Below are 16,211 nucleotides of genomic sequence, written 5' to 3'. Positions count from 1 at the left end.
GCGGTCTTTCTCAAGCTGCACTGGCATGCTCAAGCCGATGAAACAACCGGTTGAAATACACCAGGCTGTCACGCGGCTCGCGCACGCCTACTTTCGTCAGCTCCACGAACATCACCGAATGCGACCCCACTTCCTTGCACTCGCTGATCCGTCCTTCGAGTTGCACCAGGGCATCGCGCAGCACCGGCACATCCGCCGCGCCGTCGTCCCACAGGTCCCAGGCAAAACGCTCGGCCATCGGCACCTTGGTCATGCCGGCGAAATGACGGGCCAGTTCTTCCTGCTCGCCACACAGCACGTTGACGCACAGATGGCCATTGGTGCGGAACACATCGTGGGTGGCGCTGTTGCGGTTGACGCACACCAGCACGGTGGGTGGCGAGTCGGTCACCGAACACACGGCGCTGGCAGTGATGCCGCAACGACCGCCGGGGCCGTTGGTGGTGATGATGTTCACCGCGGCAGGCAGCTGCGCCATGGCGTTGCGAAAGTCGATTTGCTGCTGGCTCAGGTCGGCCATGTCGATGCCCCTTCCTTCAGGAGGACCGCTATCTGGCGGCCCGTAGGTGATGGAACAAGACTAAGGCTGCGGGCGCGCCGCAACCATTCTGACGATCCCCATGGCAGGGTTGGGTTTCCGCTAGTCGACTAGGTGGTTTCTTTATCGCAAGGGCCGGTCACAGTGGGTATTCTGCATACTGGCTCCAGAAAGATGAGCCAATGCGTGCCGCACGTTCCCGTGCGAAAACAATAATTAGAAAACTTCGTGGCAGCCCCGATGGAAATCCGAAAACCGATTGTTTATATCGTTGACGACGACAAGGACCTGCGAACCTCACTGGCCTGGTTGCTGGAGTCGGTGAGCGTGCAGGCGCAGTGCTTTGCCGGCGCCGAAGAGTTCCTTAGCCAATACGACCCCAAGCAGCCCGCCTGCCTGGTGCTCGACGTGCGCATGCCGGAGACCAGTGGTTTCCAGTTGCAGGAAATCCTCAACCAGCGCGGCAGCACCCTGCCGACCATTTTCGTCTCGGCCCATGGCGACATTCCGATGTCGGTCACGGCGATGAAGAACGGCGCGCTGGATTTCGTCGAGAAGCCCTACAACCCGCAGCAGATGATCGACCGCATCCAGGCCGCGCTGAAGACCGCCGTGCACGCCCAGGCCGATCAGCAGCAGCGTCAGAACCTGCAAGGCAAACTGGCACTGCTGACCAGCCGTGAGCGGGAAGTGTTGATGCTGGTGATCGATGGCAAGGCCAGCAAGGTGATTGCCCGGGAGCTCAACATCAGCGTGAAGACCGTTGATGTGCACCGCACCAAGATCAAGGAAAAGATGGGTGTTTCCAGCATCGCCATGCTGGTACGCGAGGTGCTGCATTTACCGGTGGATGAGCCGGTGCGGCACTGAGTGATTTGCAGCGATCATGAGGCCGCCATCGCGAGCAAGCTCGCGATGGGGCCAGCCCATTCAACATCGAATTCAGCAGCTATAGCGCTTGCGATAAGCCCCTGGCGACACACCAAAGCGCGATTTGAACGCCGACGAGAAGTAGCTCGAATCCGAGAAGCCCCACGCATAACACAACGCCGAAAGCTTCTGCTCGACATCGGCGCGGCGCAGGTTTTCGGCGCAGAAATCCAGGCGCCGGTGCTTGATGTATTGCGCCACCACCAGCCCGCGCTTGGAGAACATCCGGTACAGGCCGCGCACGGAAATCCCCACTTCACGGGCGATCAGTTCGGGGCACAGTTCTTCGTCGCTCAGGTGCGCGTCGATGAAGGCGATGATCTTGCGGAACTGCCGCTCATGAGCGTCTGCACCGCCGTCCCGGGCGCTGATGCCCGGCAGCAACAGGCTGGCCAGGGCATCGAGCACGGCCTCACTTTCCTGCATGTCCAGCCCTTCCTGCTGGCGGGTGTCCAGCACCAGCTTGTTGGCCATCGCCGCCAGGGGGCTGCCGGCCGCGATGCGCGTGGCGCAGTTGACGGTATTGAAGTGTGAACCCCGCTCGACCACCTGGCGCGGAAGAATCAGCGACAGCTGTCGGCAATCGTCGTTGTAGATCATGTCGCTCGGGCGGCCGGCGTCGATCAGGGCGATGTCGCCACAGCCCAGTTGCGCGCGGTTGTCGCCCTGCTCCAGTTGCGAGCTGCCGCGCATCTGGAACACCGCGTAGTAGTGGCCGTCGCTGCTGGTGCTGACGTCCTTGCTGGTGCGGTACAAATGCACGTGCGCCATGTCGACCACACTCAGGTTGATCGCACCGCTGCGAAATTCCGCCAGTTCGCCGTAGAAATCGGTGTCCAGTGCCCGGGCATCGAAACGCCCACAGGCCTGGTTCACCTGGCTCAACCAACTTTCGAACGCCTCGTTGCGCACCGTCGATGCTGTAATCATGTCCGCAAAGCCTCACGTTTTTGTTGTTATTTTTCGACCGCTTCATCGAGCGGTTCGTCAAAACGGTTGTTTCTGTAGCCATCTCCTCCTTCGACGGCCGCCGGGCGCCCATTCAACAGGCTCCGGCCCAAGCTTTCCAGTCGACCTACGGGTTAAATGTCCAATACCAGACGAGCGGAAAGCGCCCGTGATACACATGCGCAAATCTGCTTGTTGGACGCCTTTTCCTTGTTCGACAGGCAGTTGTCGCGGTGCTCAGGCACGCCGTCCAGTACCTCGACGATGCAGGTGCCACAGATGCCTTCGCGGCACTCGGTGTCGATGTCGCAACCATGGGCCTGCAACACGTCGACCAGGCTGGCGTTGGCCGGCACCTGCAGCACCACGCCGGAACTGGCCAGTTCGACTTCGAACGTGCCGGCCGGGGCGCTGTTGGCGGCCGGGTCTGCGGCAAAGTGTTCAAGGTGAATCGAATCGTCAGAGCGACTGCGGGACGCCACTTCCACCACTTTGTTCATGAAAGGTGCCGGGCCGCAGGTGTAGACGTGAGCGGCGCTGCCGGCACGCGCCAGGCATTCGCTCAACGCGCCGTCCAGATCCGCCGGTTCAACGCCGTAGTGAAACTCCACGTTATCAGCGAACTTCGTCGCCAACAGCTCTGTAAACGCCGCGTACTGCGCCGAACGGGCGAAGTAATGCAAACGATACGGCTGGCCGCTTTCCGCCAGTCGATAAGCCATGCTCAACAGCGGCGTCACGCCGATACCGGCGGCGAACAGCACGTGTTCGCGGGCACTGTCATCGAGACGGAACAGGTTGCGCGGCGTGCCCATTTCCAGCTCCATGCCCTCTTCCACTTGCTCGTGCAGCGCCAGCGAACCACCGCGCGACTGGGCTTCTTTCTTCACCGCCACCAGATACGCACGGCGATCCTGCGGCGGGCTGCACAGCGAATACTGACGGGTCACCCCGGTCGGCCCGGTCAGGTCGACGTGGGCACCCGGTTCATAGGTGTCGAGCGGCTGGCCGTCACTGCGCACGAGGCGAAAGGAACGGATATCCAGTGCTTCGTCGACGATCCTTTCGATCTTCACCTTCATCATTGCATCACCTGAATACTGTTGTTTTGGTTTACTGCACCTTGTAGGAGCGAGCCTGCTCGCGATGAATCTGAGAACAACACGGGGTGTCAGGTTTCCAGCGTCATCGTTGACGATCATCGCGAGCGAGCTCGCTCCTACAGGGTGGGGGCATTTTTCTGCTGCTCAGCGCATGAACAAACCGCCATTGATGTCCCAGCACGCACCCGTTACCGAGGCGGCATTCTCGGCGATCAGCAGCAACACGCTGTCGGCGATGAACGTTGGGTCACCGAGGGTGCCCGCCGGAATCATTTTCAGGATCTGTTCCAGACGCTCCGGAGCCACGGTTTCGCGTACCACCGGCAAGTCCAGCGGACCTGGCGAGATGCTGTTGACCGTCACGCCCTGGGGCGCCAGTTCACGGGCGAAGACCTTGGTCAGGGTCGCCACGCCACCCTTGGCCGCCGCGTAATGCGCACCGGTGGCGGTGCCGCCGTTCTGCCCGGCCAGGGACGCAATGTTGACGATGCGACCGAAGCCGCGCTCGGCGAAGTGCGCGCCGAATACCTGGCAGGCCACGAAGGTGCCCCGCAGGTTGATCGCCATCGACTCGTCGAATTCTTCCGGCGTGATGTCCATCAGCGCGGCGACTTTCGACACACCGGCGTTGTTCACCAGAATGTCGGTGCCGCCCCAGCGCTCGGCGAGCAGGTCACGGGCACGCTGGAAGTCGGCCTTGCTGCGCACATCCAGTTCGATGGCGACGGCAGTAGCGCCGCTGCTATCAAGCTCGGCGGCCAGTTGTTGTACGCCATCGAGGCGCACATCCGCCAGGCCGACGCGATAACCGGCTGCGTGCAGACGGCGGGCGATGCATTCGCCCAGTCCGCGCGAGGCACCCGTTACGAGGGCTACTCGACTCATGATGTTGCCCTCACAAAAGGAAGCCGAGCGCGCTCAGGCTGTCGGTGGAGTTGATCAGGCGCACCACTTTTCGCTCCAGGGTCGGCACGCCGTCGGTGAAGCGGATACGGTGGTTCAGGTCGGCCACGAACGGCGTGTGCACGCCGCGCTTGTAGGCGTACAGCAGCTGCGCCGAATTGACTTCGACGATATCGCCGGCCGCTTCCACCAGGCGGAAACGCGAGATCGTGCGGATGGTTTTAGCCGCGTCCACCGCTGACGGCGAGTAGCCGGCGGTCAGGCGTTCGATGCGCAGGTCACGCATGCGCGCATCGTCGTAGGCGTAGTTGAGGGTCGCTTCGAAATCTTCGGTGTCCGGGTCGATCGGCACGATGTACTTGCCGCTTTCGCTCCACAAGGTTGCCCATTCGGCGTAGTTCTTGTGGTCGAGCAGTTCGGCTTCGCGCCAGATGAATTCGATGGCCTGGGCCAACGGGCCGGAAAAACCGTTCAGGGTGTCGTGATTACTCATTGGCTCATCATCCTTTTCCACATGTCATAGGCACCGCGCATGCCGCCCTCGTCGGTCGCGTGGCTGACCTTGTCGCCGTTTTCGGCAGTGATTTCGCGGTTCAGGCCGCGGTTGACCAGGATCGGCGCATCAACACCGGCATACGAACCGCGCTGCACGCGATCCCAGGCTTCGGCATCGTCAGGGCTGCCGAAACCGAACGGGCCCTGGAAGTGTTCGTGGATGCGCATGCGTTCACGGTTGGCGATTTCCGGGCCGCCGTCCATGCCAAGGGCTACGTGGCGGATCTCGGTTTCGGTGACCGACACCGGGCGCAGCACGCGGAAGAACGACATCGACATCGCGACGTTGGGGAACAGGTTCAGGTTGAAACCGGCGCCGTGCAGCGAGCGCACGATGCGACGGACCTGATCGGCCGGCAGGGTCTTCGACAGTTCTTCGGTCACATGAGCGAAGCGCTCCTGCAACTGCTCGGTGCCGTCGTCGTGATCGAGGTCGACGTGCTCCGGCACCATCACCATCACGCTGTGGCCGTTGCCCAGGGAGTGGGTCACGGCTTGTTCGTCAGTCATGAACGAAAGCATTTCCGAGGTTTCTTCATCCACCGACGACATGAACGACTTGTGCACGATCGGGAAGTGGTAACCGTCGGTGGTGTTTTCCAGCTGGATCTTCCAGTTGCCCTTGAAGCTGAACTTGTGTTCGCCCTGGGTCTTGATCGGGTAGCCGGCGCCCTGCTTCATGAACAGGTCCATCCAGTGTTTCGCGCCGCCGAGGAAGTCTTCCAGCGGTTCGATCTCGTCGTTGTAGCTGGCGAAGACCATGCCGGCGTAGCTCTCTACGCGCAGGCTGGTCAGCGGCAATTCCGACTTTTCCAGGATGCCTTCGTAGCCGTCCGGATACGGCAGCGCACGTAGCTTGCCGTCCAGGCCATAGGACCAGCTGTGATACGGGCAGGTGAAACCGGTGGCGTTGCCTTTGTGCTTCTCGCACACGGTGGCGCCACGGTGCCGGCAACGGTTTTCCAGCACGTTGATGTTGTTCTTCTTGTCGCGCACCACAATCACCGGGCGGCGGCCGATGGTGGCGGTCTTGAAGTCGCCGCTATTGCGCACTTCGCTTTCGTGGGCAACCCACACCCAGGTGCGGTAGAAAATCTTGTCCAGCTCGGCTTCGAACAGCGCCGGGTCGTTGTACAGCGAGACGTCGACGCGGTCGTGCCGGACCAGGTCTTCGGGGCTTTTCGACGTTGCGATCAGCTGATATTCGTGAGTGCTCATGCGGTTCTCCTCATGGCTTCTTTTTATGATTGAGTGGTAGAGGCTTGCAGCTGCGCACCAAAGGCGCAGACCAGTTCGTCCTGACCTTTGCGGCCAACGATTTGCAGGCCGACTTTCAGCCCGCCGCAATCGAGTTCCACCGGCACCGTCAGCGCGGGGTGACCACTGAGGTTGAAAGGCCGCACCAGCGGGGTCATGCCGGCCACGGCTTTGCTGCCGGCGCGGGCTTCGCTGAGGGTTGGCGGCAAGGTTGGCAGCGTCGGCAACAGCAACACGGCAAAGTCGTCCAGCGCTGCATCCACCTGTCGGGTGAACCGACTGCGCACGGATTCGGCCTGGGCCAGTTCTTCGCGCGTGGTGCGGCTGGCCGCCAGCAAGCGTGTTTCCACGTCGGCGCCGATCAGGCCCTTGCCGGTCAAATGGCCGAACGCCGCCCAGTTTTCGAAATTGATCACGGTAAGGCCGGCGGCAAACGCTGCTTCGAATTCGCTCAGGTGCAGGTTGCTGCGACGCCATCCGGCGCGGTCGGCGGCTGCACCTAGGCTGGCTTGCAGGTGCGAATCACAGGCCACCTCGAGAAAGCCGACCCTGGCGCCGTCACCTGGCAGGCCTTGAGCGGTAAAGCCCGGGCAGATCACCTGCATCGCGGCGATCAGATCGCCCATGCTTTTGGCGAACGGCCCGACGCAATCGAGGCTCGATTCCAGTGGATGCGCACCGACACGGCTGACGCGACCATAAGTCGGCTTGAGCCCGGCCACGCCGCAGCAGGCTGCCGGCACTCGCACCGAACCACCGGTGTCGGTGCCGATGGCGATGTCCGCCAGGCCTGCCGCGACGGCCGAAGCCGAACCGCTGGAGGAACCGCCCGGAACACGATCAGGTGCTTGAGGATTCACTGGCGTACCGGTCCAGTCGTTGATACCGGTCACGCCAAAGGCCAGTTCATGCAGGTTAGTCTTGCCGACGATCTGCCAGCCAGCATCGAGGATCGCATCGACCACCTCGGCGTTTTGCGTCGCCGCCGGTGCATCGGCGAACGCACGGCTGCCCGAGCGCGTCGGGTAACCGGCGATGTCGATTGAGTCTTTGATGGCAACGCGTTTGCCGCTGCCACCGAGCAGGAACTCGCTGATGAAGGTACTCATGCGCCCAACTCCTGGTTGAACAAGCGTTGCGTGCGAAAGTGCGCGATCAGCCAGACACCGTCGACACAACGGAAATCGATGTTCAGGCGCGTGCCGAACAACTCATTGCGGCCATCGGCGTAGGTCGAGATCTGCTGCATGATCCACTGCCCCTGCGCCGCCTTGCCGTCGACCACGATCGACTCGCTGGTGAGGTAATGCAGGTTCAGCTGAAAGTGATCCGACGGCGGCAAGTAACCGCCGACAAATGCCGCCACGGCCTCGCGTCCACGATGCCGGCCGAAGGTCTGCGCGGTCTCGCGGCCAACGCCTTCCCAGATCGCATCGACGCAGAACAGCTCGGCCAGTTCGCTGACCTGGGTCGGCACCCGCGGCACATCGCACAGGTCCATGTAGCGCGCCATCAAGCGACGCACTGCGCTTTCCCCTTCGAGCGTCGCCAGACGCTGCAGCAAGGCCTCGTTCATGGCTTACACCTTGGCCGCGTCAGGAATGGTCAGCGGACGACCGATGCGCGCTTCGATCTTGGCGTAGCGCCACAGGCTGTATTGGCCGACCGGTGTGGTGCGGAACAGGTTGCAGGCGTCGATCACCGATTGGTGGCAGTCGACGTCGGCCATGATGTACACGGTCCAGGGCGAGGTAGTGGACGGGCCGACCATCAAGCGGTCGTCATCCATGGCGCCGAGCACGGTGATGCCAGGCATCGCGCCAAGGTCACCCATCATCTGGCTGAAGCCCTTCCACACGCTCAGGCCTTCACCGGTGGGCAGGTCGAAAAAGTTCTGGGTGATGCCGATGCAGAAGACGACGCGCAATGGCTCTTGGGTGGTTTGCGACATGGGTGTGGTTCCTTGAAAAAGTAATGGGGATTCAGATGTAGCCCGGGAACGGCGGAACGCCGAGGAACACCGAGCCGGCGCCGTCGTACAGGCCTTCACTGAGGAAGGCGTGCTGGGTCACCACCATCGAGTCGCGCAGGTAGCGTTGCAGCGGATGGCGCAGGTAAATGGCGGTGGTGCCGGCCAGGCTGTAGGCGCTCTGCACCACCTCGGCACCGGCCTGGGACACATGAATGGCCGAAAGGCGCAACAGGCTGGTCTGCTCCGGCGTGACCGGGTTGCCGGCCAGTATCGAGTTCCACACCTGCTCGGTGGCGTTGTAGAAGAAACCGCGGGCGGCGCTGAGCTTGGCTTCAGCCTTGGCGATCTCGATGCGCACGTAAGCGCGGTCGGACAATTTCGGCGCGCCGGTGATGCCGCTACCACCCGCCATGCGGCTGATTTCGTCCAGCGCAGCACGGGCCAGTCCGAGGTTGACCACCGCCAGCACTTGCGCGGCGTAGGCGATCGATGGATAGCGGAACAGCGGCTCGTCGATGGTCGAGGCACCGCCGCGGATGAAGGTCCAGCGCTCGTCAACGCGCTTATCGGTCACCCGCAGGTCATGGCTGCCGGTGCCTTTGAGGCCGACCACTTCCCAGTTCTCGACGATGTCTACCTGCTCCGGGCGGAACACAGCGGTGCGTGGCTTGCCGCCCGCAGCGCCGATGCCGACACCGAGCAGGTCCGCGCCTTTGCAGCCGCTGGCGAATTTCCAGGTGCCGTTGACCTGATAGCCGCCTTCTACGGCCTCGGCCGGTTGCAAGGGGAACAGACCGCCAGCGAATACCAGATCCGGGCTTTCGGCGTAGAGTTCAGCCAGGGTTTCCCGTGGTAAAGCCGCCAGGTAGACACCGGCGCTGCCGAAGCTGGCCACCCAGCCCGCCGAGCCGTCGGCTTCGGAGATGCGTTCGATCATTTGCAGGAACAGGTGCGGTGCCAGGGCGTCGCCACCGAAGCATTTCGGCGTGGCGGCACGGTAGATGCCCACTTGTTTGAAGCGCTCGATCATGTCCCGTGGCACGTGGGAGCCAGTGTCGAATTCTTCGCGGCGCCGGCGCACTTCATCCAGTACCTGCGCAAAGGCCTGGCTGTCGACGACATTCTCGTCAACGCCGATCGATGCATCTTGTTGCGCAACCGCTGAACGCAGCATGGGCATTCTCCGTTTTGTTTATTGTTAGTGGGGTGACACGCATGCCCCGTTGTAGGAGCGAGCCTGCTCGCGATGGTCGTCAACGATGACGCTGGAAACCTGACGCCCCGTGGCGCTCTCAGGTCCATCGCGAGCAAGCTCGCTCCTACAGGGAATCGGTGTGGTCACCCTTGCATTGCGGTCCAGTGTAAAAACCGCATCCGGCCGCCACTATTGGTGCGTGCAGCCCCCTCGCTAAAGAAAACCCCTAGACCCACACCGGTAACCTCTGAGCGCATTCCGCTGTGCGAGCAGGTATAAAACGCCATACTGCAAATCTCTGCCGCCAGGGGCCGTGCGATGTACCAGCCAAAACCGAACGACTTTTATGCGCTGATCGAAGCCATGCCGCTGTGCATCATTCTTCATGACGCGCACACCAAGGAAATTCTCTGGGCCAACGCCGCTGCCCTGGCGGCGTTGGGCTTTACCCTGGAGGAACTGACGCCGCTGAAGGCCTCCGACATGACCCGCGATGCGCCGAAATACCGGCGCTCTATAGGTTTGCGCTGGCTTGAGCGGGCCGCGCGCACCGGGCAACGGACCATCGAGTGGTGCTATCGCTCCAAGCAAGGGGTGGAGATTCTTTCCGAGGCGGTGGCGACCCTGGTGCACCTGGACGGTCGCGATGTGCTGATGGTGCAGTTCCGTGACATTTCCAAAGAGGACAAGGTCAAGCGCGACCTCAAGCGTTTCGAGAGCCGCCTCAAGGCCTTCATGCAGGACCTGGCCGAAGGTGTAGCGGTGCTCGGCCCCGAGGGCGATATCGGTTTTATCAGCGACTCCGGCGCGCACCTGCTCGACAGCGAAGTGCAGCGGCTGATGGGCGAGAACTTCCTGGCGTGGTGCGACGACGCTTCGCGTCAGCGCTTGTTGCAACAGCTCGCCCATGAGACGCCGGAGCACGCGCCGTTCAACGTGCACTACAAGGTGCAGCGCCGGGACGGCGAATGGCGCTGGCATGACGCAACTTGTCGCTACATCGAGATCGAGGACGATCTGGTCGGCCATCTGCTGCTGTTCCGCGACGTGACCGAGCAGGTGCAGGCCGAAGAGGCGCGGCGGGTCAGCGAGCAGAAACTCGAGTACCTGGCGCGCTACAACGCCATGGGCGAAATGGCCGTGGCCATCGCCCACGAGCTGAGCCAGCCATTGGCGGCGACCCGCAACTTTATTGAAGGCGCAGTGATTCGCCTGGGCAACACGGGGGAAACCGATCAAGGCGTCGCCTGGGGCTTGCAGAGCGCCGTGCGACAAATCGAGCATGCCTCGGTGATCATCAAGAGCGTGCGCGATTACGTGGTGAAGCTGGAGCAGACTGAAGAGCTGGTCGACCTTAATGAGCTGCTGCGCGAAACCCGCTATTTCATCAGCCTGCGCGCCGATCCGAGCCTGGTACGCGTGGAAATCGTCGCCGCGTCCGAACCCCTGCGGGTGAGTTGCGAGAAGGTGCTGATCGGCCAGGTGATCCTCAACCTGGCCTTCAACGCCATTGAAGAAATGGCCGACCTGCCCACTGAACGACGCCTGTTGCGTATCCACGCCAGTCGCGAGAACGATGTGGCCCTGGTGCGCATCGAAGACTGCGGTCGCGGCATCCAGGCCCAGGCGCAGGAGAAGCTGTTCGACGGCTTTTTCTCGTCCAAGGTCAGCGGCAATGGCATCGGCCTGGCGCTGTGCAAGAACATCATCGGCCGCCACCGTGGCGATATCTGGGCGCAAAACCTGGAGCCGTGCGGCGCGGTGTTTACCTTCTCCCTTCCCCTCGCTACTTCCCCCACCTCCCTGTAGGAGCGAGCTAGCTCGCGATGGTCGTAAACGATGACCCGGAAAACTGGATGCCCAGCGGCGTCCCTGGGTTTTTCGCGAGCGAGCTCGCTCCTACAAAGACACTGGCACAGACACACAAACACTTGGCAGGCAGGGCAATTCTCCCGATCTCAGGGCACGGCAGAATCAAAGGGTAAAAATCTGCCAAAGCACCCGCGATCCGCGTTACCAACAATTCAGGAAGTTCCCCTTATGCGAACAAACAGGATCTCCGTACAGTCAGCGCTTGGCCTGAGCCTGCTCGTACTCGGTTTGAACAGTGCCCGCGCGGATTTGCCCGCCGGTACGATTGGCCAGACCGTTCTGGCGTTTCCCCCGGAAGCTCACCGCGCGTTCGTGATCGACGTCGAATTCGAAAGCTTCGTGGCGGGCCGCGTGACCGTGGTCGATCCGGACCAGAAGCGCATCCTCGGCATGGTGCCGACCGGCTTTGCCGCGCCGTCGACCCTCAGTCACGACAAAAAAACCATCTACAGCGCGGACATCTGGTATTCCCGCGGAACCCGTGGCACCCGCACCGACGTGCTCACCGCGTGGGACAGCTCGACCCTGTCGCCGGCCTGGGAAGTGCTGATTCCAAACAAGCGCGCCGAATCGCTGACCCAGCGTTATGCGCTCAAGCCGAGCGGCGACGACAAGTTCGTCTACGTCTACAACTTCACCCCGTCGACGTCGGTGACCGTGGTCGATACCCAGACCAAGGCGGTTGCCACGGAAATCGCCATCCCCGGTTGCGTGCTCAACTACCCGGTCGGTAACCGCCGCTTCGCCTCGCTGTGCGGCGACGGCAGCCTGCAAGTGGTGACCCTCAACGATCAGGGCCAGGAAACCGCGCGCAGCCGCACGCCGTTCTTTGATCCGAACGCGGAAAAACTGGTAGAGCGCGCCGTCAACGTCGGCGACACCTACTACTTCACCACCACGACCGGCACCGTACGCCCGGTGGATTTCGCCGGTGATGCGCCGAAGGTCCTGCCGTCCTGGTCGCTGGTTTCCGACGAAGACAAGAAGGCCGGCTGGGCGCCGGGTGGCTGGCAGATGATGGCCGTGGCGCCGAAGCTGGACCGCCTGTACGTGCTGATGCACGACGCCCACGAACCGATGAAGTGGGAAGACCCGAGCCCGCTGATCTGGGCGTTTGACCTCAAGACCCACAAGAAGGTAGCGACTCTGGAAGCCCCGGTTCCGGTGTGGAGCATGCAGGCAACCGGCGACGACAAGCCGTTGTTGCTCGGCACCGACGTGGAAGGCGGTTTGCAGATTTTCGATCTGAAGACCAACAAGCTCACCGGCAGCATGCCGAAAGTCGCCAAAACCGCGACTCAGGTCCTGAGCTACTAAGAGGTTCGGCCATGCATACAGATCCGATCTTCATCATTGCCAGCGCCATCGCCATTGCGGTGTTGCTGGCCAGCGCCGCGACCCACAAGTTGCGCGCGCCGGCCCGCTTCGCCCGGCAACTGGCGGACTATCAACTGCTGCCCGAGGCGCTGGTGCGCCCGACGGCACGGTGGGTGCCGCTGTTGGAACTGGCCATTGCCTTTGCCCTGCTGGTGCCGGTCAGCCGTGGTTACGCCGCATTGAGCGCCGCCAGCCTGTTGGCGCTGTACGCCGCCGCCATCGGCATCAACCTGTGGCGCGGTCGCGCGGACATCGATTGCGGTTGCGCCGGTCCCGACCAGGCACAGCCGCTGCGTCCGGTGCTGCTGGCACGTAACAGCGCACTGATAGCGCTGGCGCTGGTGGCCAGCGTGGCGCCGGTTGCACGCGACCTCAACCTGTTCGATGGGTTCGTGACCCTGGCTGCCGCCGCGGTTGCGCTGCTCATCTACGCCGCCGCCGATGGGCTGCTGGCGAACTCCCCTCTTCTGCTCAAATTGATTGGTAGGTAACCGAAATGGAAGGCTTGATTGTTTCCAACGTTCTGCTCTGGGTGCTGCTGGTGGCCGTGGCGTTTGTCGTCATGGGCCTGGTGCGGCAGATCGGCGTGCTGCACGGTCGTCTCGCCCCGGCTGGCGCGCTGATGGTCGACAAAGGGGTGGCGGTCAATGAACCCGCGCCGCAAGTCACCGCCAGCGACCGTCACGGTCGTCCGGTGAACTTCGGTTACGCCGGCGAGAAATCGCAACTGCTGTTTTTCCTCTCGCCGACCTGCCCGATCTGCAAGTCGCTGCTGCCGGCGATCAAATCCATCGCCAAGGAGCAATCGGACCGCCTCGATGTGGTATTCGTCAGCGATGGCGACATGGACGCCCAGCAAGCGCTGATCCGCGAACACAAACTCGAAGACGCCACCTATGTGGTCGGCCCGGAAGTGGGCATGACCTACCAGATCGGCAAGCTGCCGTACGCCGCGCTGATCGACAAGGCCGGCACCCTGCGCGCCAAAGGCCTGGTCAACTCCCGTGAGCACCTGGACAGCCTGTTCGAAGTCGAGCATTTGAAGCACGCCACGTTGCAGCAATACCTCAATGCCCAACCGCACACCCACGATCACGACCACAGCCACGGCCATAGCCACTGATAAGGCAGGGAGACCTTTATGAAACTGCTGGATCTGTTGTTTGAGCGTTCGTCCCGCCGTGTCGCCGACACCACTTCGCGCCGCAAACTGCTGGCACGCATGGGTTCGCTGATGGTGGCCGGTGCCGCCCTGCCACTGCTGCTGCCGCTGGACCGCACCAGCAAGGCCCTGGCCGCGGAGCCTGCGCAGGCCGGTGACCCGGGCGATCCGAACAGCTGCGACTACTGGCGCTACTGCTCCATCGACGGCTTTCTGTGCAGCTGCTGCGGTGGGTCGGTGACGTCCTGCCCTCCGGGCACCGAAGCCTCGCAAGTGACCTGGATCGGCACCTGCCGCAACCCGGCCGACGGTAAGGACTACATCATTTCGTACAACGACTGCTGCGGTAAGCAAAGCTGCGCCCAGTGTGCCTGTACCCGTAACGACAGTGAGGAACCGGCCTACCGCCCGTTCAACAATAACGATGTGAACTGGTGCCTGGCCGCCAAATCGCACATCTACCACTGCACTGTTTCGGTCATCCGCGGCGTCGCCGTTTAAAGAACGCGCTTTGCGCCGGTTGCCCGCACAATCGGCGCTTTTTTTCTGTGGCTGCTTTTGTTTTTTTACTGCTTTGAGTGTGTACCTGTAGGAGCGAGCTTGCTCGCGAAGGGCGTCAACGATAACGCGGGCTATCTGGTTGAACGCGTCGCCCTTGCGTTCTTCGCGAGCAAGCTCGCTCCTACAACAGGTGCCAAACTGGTCATCAGCGGAGGTTTTTAATGCGTAGGTTGATATCGCTCGGGCTTGTCTGTGCCCTGAGCGCCCCGCTCGCTTTCGCCCGGGCCATTCCCGACCCGAACCAGCATCACGCGCCGGGCAATGAATCACTGCAAACCCCGATTGCCCAGGCCGGTTACAGCGTCGGCGTGAACTACCAGCTGCAATGCGCCGGTTGCCACCTGGGCGACGGCACGGGTTCGACCGCCAACGACACGCCACGGATGAAAGGTTTCGTCGGTAACTTTCTGAAAGTGCCCGGTGGCCGCGAATTCCTCGTGCGAGTGCCGGGCATGTCGCAGTCAGCGCTGAACAACGCACAACTGGCGGACCTGCTCAACTGGCTGTTGCGCGAAGACGGCATGGCGGGTAGCAGCATGCCGGCTGATTATCAGCCTTACACCGCCGAAGAAGTCATGGCATTGCGCGCCAAGACCATGCTCAACCTGCCCGGCACCCGTGGTGAGTTGATCAAGGCCATGCGTGCCCAAGGCATCGCAATCGATGACGGAATGAATTACTGAGTACAATGTGCCCCGCCCCGCTTCAACATCAACCGCCCGGACGATGGACGCGTTGACGGCAAATAAGTAACGTAACCGGTGCTGTTTTCGAACCTGGAAAATCGAAAAGGGAGTTTGCATCGTGACCGAAGAGACAAAAACCAAGGGACCAGCTTCGTACTTCCCATCCATTGAAAAAAAGTACGGGCAGCCGATCAGCCATTGGCTGGACCTGCTCAAGTCTGTCAGCGACAAGAAACACATGGAGATGGTGGCCTGGCTCAAAACCGAACACGGTATGGGCCATGGTCACGCCAATGCGCTGGTTGCCTATCATCTGGCAGCCACCAAAAGTGCCTAGCCACGGGTCCATCCTTTGTTGTGCTATCGGTGGTGCCGGGTAAAACCGGCTCCACCGTAAATCTTCTGTTGCCCTATCCTTTCATCCAACCCATCACGCCGGACATCGACCATGTCAGCCCCCGAATCCATCCTCCTCGACAGCTGGCACCACAACGCCCGGGCCTGGATCGACGCCATTCGCAGCGGCACCATCGAAAGCCGCCTCAAGGTCACCGACCAGGCCATCCTGCTGGCGGTGCTGGGTCGCCAGCCCGAGCGTGTGCTCGACCTGGGTTGCGGTGAAGGCTGGTTGTTGCGTGCGCTGGCAGACCGGGCCATCGATGCGGTCGGCGTGGATGGCGATGTGACGCTGGTGGAGGCGGCGCGGACGGCGGGCTCTGCGCGGGTGCATTTGGCGAGCTATGAACAACTGGCTGAAGCGAAAGTCGACATCGGCCACGACTACAACCTGATCTGCGCCAACTTCGCCCTGTTGCATCAGGACATCATCCCCCTGCTCGCCGCCATGAACACCCTGCTCGCCCCGGGTGGTGCGCTGCTGATCCAGACGCTGCACCCGTGGGCGGCTGCGGCGGGCGACTACCAGGATGGCTGGCGGGAAGAGACCTTCTCTGGCTTCAAGGGGCAGTGGCAGCCCATGCCATGGTATTTCCGCACCCTGTCCAGTTGGCTGAATGCACTGGACATGGCCGGCTTTACAGTGGCCGGCTTACAGGAGCCACAGCACCCGCAAAGCCCCGTGCCGCAGTCGTTGCTGTTGGTGGCCGAACCACGGCGCTGAGTGGCTTCAATATCGCACACAGTTCTGGCACC

The 16,211-nt window shown here is 62.2% G+C and carries 19 protein-coding genes; 9 read left to right on the top strand and 10 right to left on the bottom strand.

The genetic code is table 11. The features are described from left to right. Window positions 1-10: 10 nt before the first annotated feature. Window positions 11-520 (bottom strand): 4-hydroxyphenylacetate 3-monooxygenase, reductase component, encoded by a 510-nt coding sequence (gene hpaC, locus AC3WTM_RS19880; RefSeq protein WP_102672319.1) that lies wholly within the window; start codon window positions 518-520, stop codon window positions 11-13. Between the two features lie 258 nt (window positions 521-778). On the opposite strand from hpaC, the gene AC3WTM_RS19875 reads away from it, so the two are divergent. Further along, on the top strand, window positions 779-1,408 hold the full coding sequence (locus AC3WTM_RS19875; RefSeq protein WP_053161157.1) for a response regulator transcription factor: 630 nt from the start codon (window positions 779-781) through the stop codon (window positions 1,406-1,408). A gap of 72 nt (window positions 1,409-1,480) precedes the next feature. Here the strand turns inward: AC3WTM_RS19875 and feaR are convergent, their stop codons facing one another. The 9 genes from feaR to AC3WTM_RS19830 all read right to left on the bottom strand — a co-directional run bounded on the left by feaR (window position 1,481) and on the right by AC3WTM_RS19830 (window position 9,380). Then, window positions 1,481-2,398: a transcriptional regulator FeaR gene (feaR, locus tag AC3WTM_RS19870; protein ID WP_102672318.1), complete on the bottom strand. Its 918-nt coding sequence runs from the start codon at window positions 2,396-2,398 to the stop codon at window positions 1,481-1,483. A gap of 152 nt (window positions 2,399-2,550) precedes the next feature. Continuing rightward, window positions 2,551-3,501, bottom strand: coding sequence for a PDR/VanB family oxidoreductase (locus AC3WTM_RS19865; protein WP_102672317.1), 951 nt, complete (start codon window positions 3,499-3,501; stop codon window positions 2,551-2,553). Between the two features lie 162 nt (window positions 3,502-3,663). Next, window positions 3,664-4,404 (bottom strand): SDR family NAD(P)-dependent oxidoreductase, encoded by a 741-nt coding sequence (locus AC3WTM_RS19860; RefSeq protein WP_102672316.1) that lies wholly within the window; start codon window positions 4,402-4,404, stop codon window positions 3,664-3,666. Window positions 4,405-4,414: 10 nt separating this feature from the next. Then, window positions 4,415-4,915: an aromatic-ring-hydroxylating dioxygenase subunit beta gene (locus AC3WTM_RS19855; protein ID WP_046040360.1), complete on the bottom strand. Its 501-nt coding sequence runs from the start codon at window positions 4,913-4,915 to the stop codon at window positions 4,415-4,417. Beyond that, window positions 4,912-6,195 carry an aromatic ring-hydroxylating oxygenase subunit alpha gene (locus tag AC3WTM_RS19850; protein ID WP_102672315.1) on the bottom strand — a complete coding sequence of 428 codons (1,284 nt, stop codon included), beginning with the start codon at window positions 6,193-6,195 and terminating at the stop codon, window positions 4,912-4,914. Before AC3WTM_RS19850 ends, AC3WTM_RS19855 begins: the two co-directional genes overlap by 4 nt. Before the next feature lie 23 nt (window positions 6,196-6,218). Further along, entirely contained in the window at window positions 6,219-7,343 is a 1,125-nt protein-coding gene (locus AC3WTM_RS19845) for an amidase (RefSeq protein ID WP_102672314.1), read from the bottom strand. After that, window positions 7,340-7,810 carry a nuclear transport factor 2 family protein gene (locus tag AC3WTM_RS19840; protein WP_102672313.1) on the bottom strand — a complete coding sequence of 157 codons (471 nt, stop codon included), beginning with the start codon at window positions 7,808-7,810 and terminating at the stop codon, window positions 7,340-7,342. Before AC3WTM_RS19840 ends, AC3WTM_RS19845 begins: the two co-directional genes overlap by 4 nt. 3 nt (window positions 7,811-7,813) lie before the next feature. Further along, on the bottom strand, window positions 7,814-8,185 hold the full coding sequence (locus AC3WTM_RS19835; RefSeq protein ID WP_057715413.1) for a hypothetical protein: 372 nt from the start codon (window positions 8,183-8,185) through the stop codon (window positions 7,814-7,816). A gap of 31 nt (window positions 8,186-8,216) precedes the next feature. Continuing rightward, on the bottom strand, window positions 8,217-9,380 hold the full coding sequence (locus AC3WTM_RS19830) for an acyl-CoA dehydrogenase family protein (protein ID WP_102672312.1): 1,164 nt from the start codon (window positions 9,378-9,380) through the stop codon (window positions 8,217-8,219). Window positions 9,381-9,719: 339 nt separating this feature from the next. Between AC3WTM_RS19830 and AC3WTM_RS19825 the strand changes: the two genes are divergently transcribed. The 8 genes from AC3WTM_RS19825 (at window position 9,720) to AC3WTM_RS19790 (ending at window position 16,179) form a co-directional block, all read left to right on the top strand. After that, complete coding sequence (locus AC3WTM_RS19825; RefSeq protein WP_102672310.1) at window positions 9,720-11,210, top strand: sensor histidine kinase; 1,491 nt, start codon at window positions 9,720-9,722, stop codon at window positions 11,208-11,210. Window positions 11,211-11,441: 231 nt separating this feature from the next. After that, a complete protein-coding gene (locus AC3WTM_RS19820) occupies window positions 11,442-12,590 on the top strand; it encodes an amine dehydrogenase large subunit (protein ID WP_102672309.1) in 1,149 nt (382 codons plus the stop codon). An 11-nt stretch (window positions 12,591-12,601) separates the two neighbouring features. After that, window positions 12,602-13,141, top strand: a complete 540-nt coding sequence (locus AC3WTM_RS19815) for a MauE/DoxX family redox-associated membrane protein (protein ID WP_102672308.1) — start codon at window positions 12,602-12,604, stop codon at window positions 13,139-13,141. A gap of 5 nt (window positions 13,142-13,146) precedes the next feature. Then, window positions 13,147-13,773, top strand: coding sequence for a methylamine dehydrogenase accessory protein MauD (mauD, locus tag AC3WTM_RS19810; RefSeq protein WP_090454794.1), 627 nt, complete (start codon window positions 13,147-13,149; stop codon window positions 13,771-13,773). A gap of 18 nt (window positions 13,774-13,791) precedes the next feature. Continuing rightward, window positions 13,792-14,313 carry a methylamine dehydrogenase light chain gene (locus AC3WTM_RS19805; protein ID WP_008050506.1) on the top strand — a complete coding sequence of 174 codons (522 nt, stop codon included), beginning with the start codon at window positions 13,792-13,794 and terminating at the stop codon, window positions 14,311-14,313. A gap of 221 nt (window positions 14,314-14,534) precedes the next feature. After that, complete coding sequence (locus AC3WTM_RS19800; RefSeq protein WP_102672307.1) at window positions 14,535-15,056, top strand: cytochrome C; 522 nt, start codon at window positions 14,535-14,537, stop codon at window positions 15,054-15,056. A gap of 121 nt (window positions 15,057-15,177) precedes the next feature. Continuing rightward, window positions 15,178-15,396, top strand: coding sequence for a DUF4287 domain-containing protein (locus tag AC3WTM_RS19795; RefSeq protein WP_057715420.1), 219 nt, complete (start codon window positions 15,178-15,180; stop codon window positions 15,394-15,396). A gap of 111 nt (window positions 15,397-15,507) precedes the next feature. After that, on the top strand, window positions 15,508-16,179 hold the full coding sequence (locus AC3WTM_RS19790; RefSeq protein WP_102672306.1) for a class I SAM-dependent methyltransferase: 672 nt from the start codon (window positions 15,508-15,510) through the stop codon (window positions 16,177-16,179). Window positions 16,180-16,211 lie beyond the last annotated feature (32 nt).

This window comes from Pseudomonas sp. EU05-FHT14B02 (assembly GCF_058791055.1).
This window is presented reverse-complemented; position numbering and strand designations above follow the sequence as displayed.